A 4,203-nucleotide genomic window follows, 5' to 3' on the forward strand; every position below is an offset into this window, starting at 1 on the left:
CGGCATGGGCGTGGCGCTCGCGCTCGAGCGCGGCTGACCTTCCTGTGAAGTATCAGGGCCGCGCCCGCTTGCGGGCGCGCCCTGCCTGACTCGCGCCATATCAGATTCCAACCAGAAGTCGCGCGATGGTTCGCATGCCTTCGTTGCCGTGCGGCGATGGGCATGACTGTGATGTACGTGGCGTATCCGGACCAGACGCCACGCCGTTTTTACGTTTTACTCTCGCAGGTATATAGGATGACTAATCGTATTGCTTTGGTAACGGGTGGTATGGGCGGCCTCGGAGAGGCGATCAGCGTCAGGCTGCACGACGCGGGCTACCGGGTTGTCGTCACGCACTCGCCGGAGAACGCCGGCGCTGCGGACTGGCTGGACCGGATGAAATCGACGGATCGCGAGTTCTACGCCTATCCCGTGGACGTTGCCGATCACGACTCGTGTCAGGAAGGCGCGGAAAAAATCCAGTGCGATGTCGGCCCTGTCGACATCCTCGTCAACAACGCCGGCATTACGCGGGACATGACGTTTCGCAAGCTCGACAAGGTGAACTGGGACGCGGTGGTCCGCACCAATCTCGATTCCGTTTTCAACATGTCGAAGCCGCTGTGCGAGAGCATGGTGGAGCGCGGGTGGGGCCGTATCGTCAATATCTCGTCGGTGAACGGCTCCAAGGGTTCGATCGGGCAGACCAACTATGCGGCGGCCAAGGCGGGCATGCATGGTTTCACCAAGTCGCTGGCCCTGGAGGTTGCGCGCAAGGGCGTGACGGTGAACACGATTTCGCCCGGCTATCTCGCCACGAAGATGGTCACGGCGATACCCCAGGAGGTGCTCGATACGAAGATCCTGCCGCAGATTCCGGTCGGCCGTCTTGGCCAGCCCGACGAGATCGCGGCGCTCGTGCTGTTCCTCTGCTCGGAAGAGGCGGGTTTCGTGACCGGCGCGAACATCCCGATCAACGGCGGCCAGCACATGCAGTGAAGGGCCCGTGAGAGCCGATGGGCGCGTCGCCGCGCCCATCGGTTCAAAGGTGAGGCTTTCCGGGAGCGGCGGAACGCATCGCACGATTCGTAGGGTGTGCGGCGGGGCGCGTCCTGCCTCACCTTGGCTCGCCTGCGGGCAAAAACGGCAAAAGTGAGTAGTTCCAGGAGATCGTTTTGCACCTTTTGCGGCCTAAACGTGAGTTTCTTCGATGTACCAGGTTCACCTGAAGGATTGCATCCGCCTGTCGAGCACCTGCAAGCTCCTGGAAATCCTCACCTTTTCGCCGATCCGCACTCGCATGGCCGATAGCACACGGGCTACCTCCCGAAAAACCTCACCTTTGCGTTTGTCACGCCTGCGCGATATCGCAGCACCACGCGCGCCGCATCAGAACTTGTAGTCGGGATTCTTCGGATCGAATACCTCGGCGTCGAAAGTCTTCGGCTCGATCTTGTCGATCACGATGCGCTCGAACATCTGGCCGCTGTCGTCGTATGCTTCGACCGTGCGGAAGTACGGGTGCCGCAGATCGAGGCCGAGCGTCTGCTTCTTTGCGTAGTACTGCGGCTTGCCGGCGGGCGAAACATAGGTGAGCGCGACCACGCGCACGCCGTTCATGACCTTCACCTCCACCTGCGGCGTATACGGCGCGCCCACTGCTACGTACTTCTTCGCATCGGTCATGAACTGGTTCGTGATGAACTCGGTGCCGAGGTCGGTGATCTTGTGGTTCGACTGCGATCGCGCGAGCGTGCCGTCGAGTGCCGTCCACATCGGCATGACGCCGAGCAGGCCGCCCAGGTGGCCATACATTTCGTCGCTGCGTTTGGACGCGTCGTAGATCACTTCCTCGCCCGCGTGGTCGCCGTCGGGCAGCCACTTCGCGTAGATACGCAGCGGATCGTGCTCGAGCTTGACGAGCATGTGCGCAGGCTGGCTGGGCCACTTGCCGTTCAGCCGCTCCCAGCGCCACAGCTCGAATTCATACGACGAGTAGCCCGAAGGGCCGAGCTTGATCAGCGTGGGCACCACGAGCGGGTCGAGCGACTGGAAGAGCGAGGTCAGCTGCGCGTCGTCCATCTTCTCCAGCGCGTCGCTCTTCTGCGCATGCTGAAGCCAGCGCACCTGATCTTCGACAGGCAGCTTGCCGACCTGCGAGGGCGCTGTTGCCGTGACCGCCGTTTGCGCGGCGCCGGCGTCGTCGCCGTTCGAGGTCGCCGCCGTGCCGCCCTGGGCGAATGCGAGCGCCGACGCGAGCGCGAGCGTTGCGCATGCCAGAGGTCGTGCGAGACACACGCCCGTGCGTCGCGCCTGAAGTCGATCGTTTTTCATGTGAGTTGTCTCCCTTTATTGAATGATGAGCGAGACCGCGATTCAGGTCTCGCACGCCGTAGCGGCATGACCGTGGCTTCCGCCGGATCGGCGGCCGATATGCCGTCAACCGCGTCGCCGATTGCGCTGGCGTTGGCGCCTCGCTCCGTCGAGCCCGCAATGACGGCCCGCAGCCACTCGGCCGTTGCCCGCGGCGCGGTGACGGGCAGCATGTGCCCGCCGTCGATCACCTTCAGCGCCACGCGCTTCGAACGGCGCCGCAGCGCGTCGCCGTGGCGGATCCAGTCGAGCACGATATCGTCGCGGCCGAACAGCACGTCCGTGTCCACCTCCAGTTGCACGTAGCGCTGCTCCATCTCGGCCAGGTCGCCGGCCTCTTCAACGGCGATGAGGTCCTCCGACGCGCCGAGGAACCCCTGGGGCCGCAAGCTCAGCATGCCGCCGCCGCGCAACGGAAAGTCGGGCGGCACGGCTTCGGGCGCGAAGACCTGCTTGAGCACGGCCGAGCTGGTGGCGAGCGCGACGGGCGTAGCCAGCGTGTGCGCCACGAGGCGTCGTATGAAGTCCGAACGAATGACGAGCGCGCGAAATGCCTTCGGCACTTCGGTCTGTACATGGGTGAGCGGGGCGATCAGCGCGAGCCGCGAGACTGCCTGCGGATGATTGAGCGCGACCGCGAGCGCAATCGCGCCGCCCAGCGAATGCCCGACCAGCACGGGTTTTTCGAGGCCGAGCACATCGCAGAAGCGCACGACGGCTTCCGCCTGGGCGTAAACGTTCGCGGCCGACTGTGCGCCGCGCGTGGAGTAGCCGGTGCCGGGGCGGTCGATGAGGATCACGCGGTGATGACGCGCGAGCTCCTCGATGGGCAGCCAGGCGAAGTTGCGCATCTGCCCGCTCAGGCCGTGGACGAAAACGATGGGCGGTCCCTCGCCGCGATCGACGTAATGAATGCGATCGCCGCCGATGTCGACGAGCTGGCCGTCCATCGGCACAGCCGCTTCGATGCGGCGCGCGGTACGCCGCGAGAAGGCGGAGAGCGCGGCGCCCGCTACGGCGACGGCTGCTGCGGTTACGGAGAGCATGGCGATAGGGTTCACCGGCTGACCTCTTGTCTCTGGATGGATATAGGGGTCGAGGGGACGATGCATCCCCTCGCCGCTTTTCGTTGTGGTTTCTCTCAGGTTCCTTCGGGTAATGCGTTGGTGGCGGTCTCCACGGAGGACGATATGGCATGCGGCGACGCATCGTTTGCCACCCACGCCGCGAAGCTCTCGATACGGGCCGCGATGAGCGGGGCGTCGCGCACGACGGTCCAATGCGTCGAAGCGATCACCTCGCGCCGGTAGCGCCCCAGCCAGCGGTCGAGCCCTTCGGAGAGCGCGGGCGTGACATAGCGGTCGAAACGCGGCACGAGGAACTGCACCGGCGTGCGCGTGCTGCGCTCTCGCGGGCGCCGCGCGCGGGCGAGGAAGTTCGCCCGATACAGCTTCAGCCCATTCAGGCCATTGCGCAACTGTTGCGGGTCGCGCGCGGCGCGTACACGTTCGGTTTTCCAGAGCCACCACGGCCACAGCCGTGCGCCGCCCGCGCGCCAGATGAGTTCGGGCACGAGCGGCAGATGGAAGAACGCGATGTACCACGATTTCAGCGTTTGCCGCAGATCGAGCGGCGCATGAAAGACGTGATCGAGACACGGCCCCGAGATCGAGGTGTACGACGCGAGCCGCGCGGCGTTCGCCGGATCGGTGACGGCCTCCCAGCACTGGATCGATCCCCAGTCGTGGCCGACCAGGTGGAACGGCCGCGCGCCGCAGGTGGCGTCGGCGACCGCCATGAGGTCGCGCGCCAGCTGCGCGAGCCGGTACGCGCGGCGGGCGCGCGGCG

General features: G+C 65.3%; 4 protein-coding genes. 1 reads left to right on the forward strand and 3 read right to left on the reverse strand.

Annotated features, from left to right (window positions below):
• Positions 1–237 precede the first annotated feature (237 nt).
• On the forward strand, positions 238–981 hold the full coding sequence (gene phbB, locus BAC01S_RS27665) for an acetoacetyl-CoA reductase (protein WP_043203926.1): 744 nt from the start codon (positions 238–240) through the stop codon (positions 979–981).
• A gap of 390 nt (positions 982–1,371) precedes the next feature.
• Here the strand turns inward: phbB and BAC01S_RS27670 are convergent, their stop codons facing one another.
• The 3 genes from BAC01S_RS27670 to BAC01S_RS35210 all read right to left on the reverse strand — a co-directional run.
• Positions 1,372–2,316 (reverse strand): DUF1571 domain-containing protein, encoded by a 945-nt coding sequence (locus tag BAC01S_RS27670; protein ID WP_027797673.1) that lies wholly within the window; start codon positions 2,314–2,316, stop codon positions 1,372–1,374.
• Complete coding sequence (locus BAC01S_RS32865) at positions 2,313–3,401, reverse strand: alpha/beta fold hydrolase (RefSeq protein ID WP_084168928.1); 1,089 nt, start codon at positions 3,399–3,401, stop codon at positions 2,313–2,315. The genes BAC01S_RS27670 and BAC01S_RS32865 overlap by 4 nt, the downstream gene beginning before the upstream one ends.
• Before the next feature lie 95 nt (positions 3,402–3,496).
• On the reverse strand, positions 3,497–4,203 hold a 707-nt coding region (locus tag BAC01S_RS35210), incomplete at its 5' end, for an alpha/beta hydrolase (RefSeq protein ID WP_043203928.1).

This window comes from Paraburkholderia acidipaludis NBRC 101816 (genome assembly GCF_000684975.1).
Classification (GTDB): domain Bacteria; phylum Pseudomonadota; class Gammaproteobacteria; order Burkholderiales; family Burkholderiaceae; genus Paraburkholderia; species Paraburkholderia acidipaludis.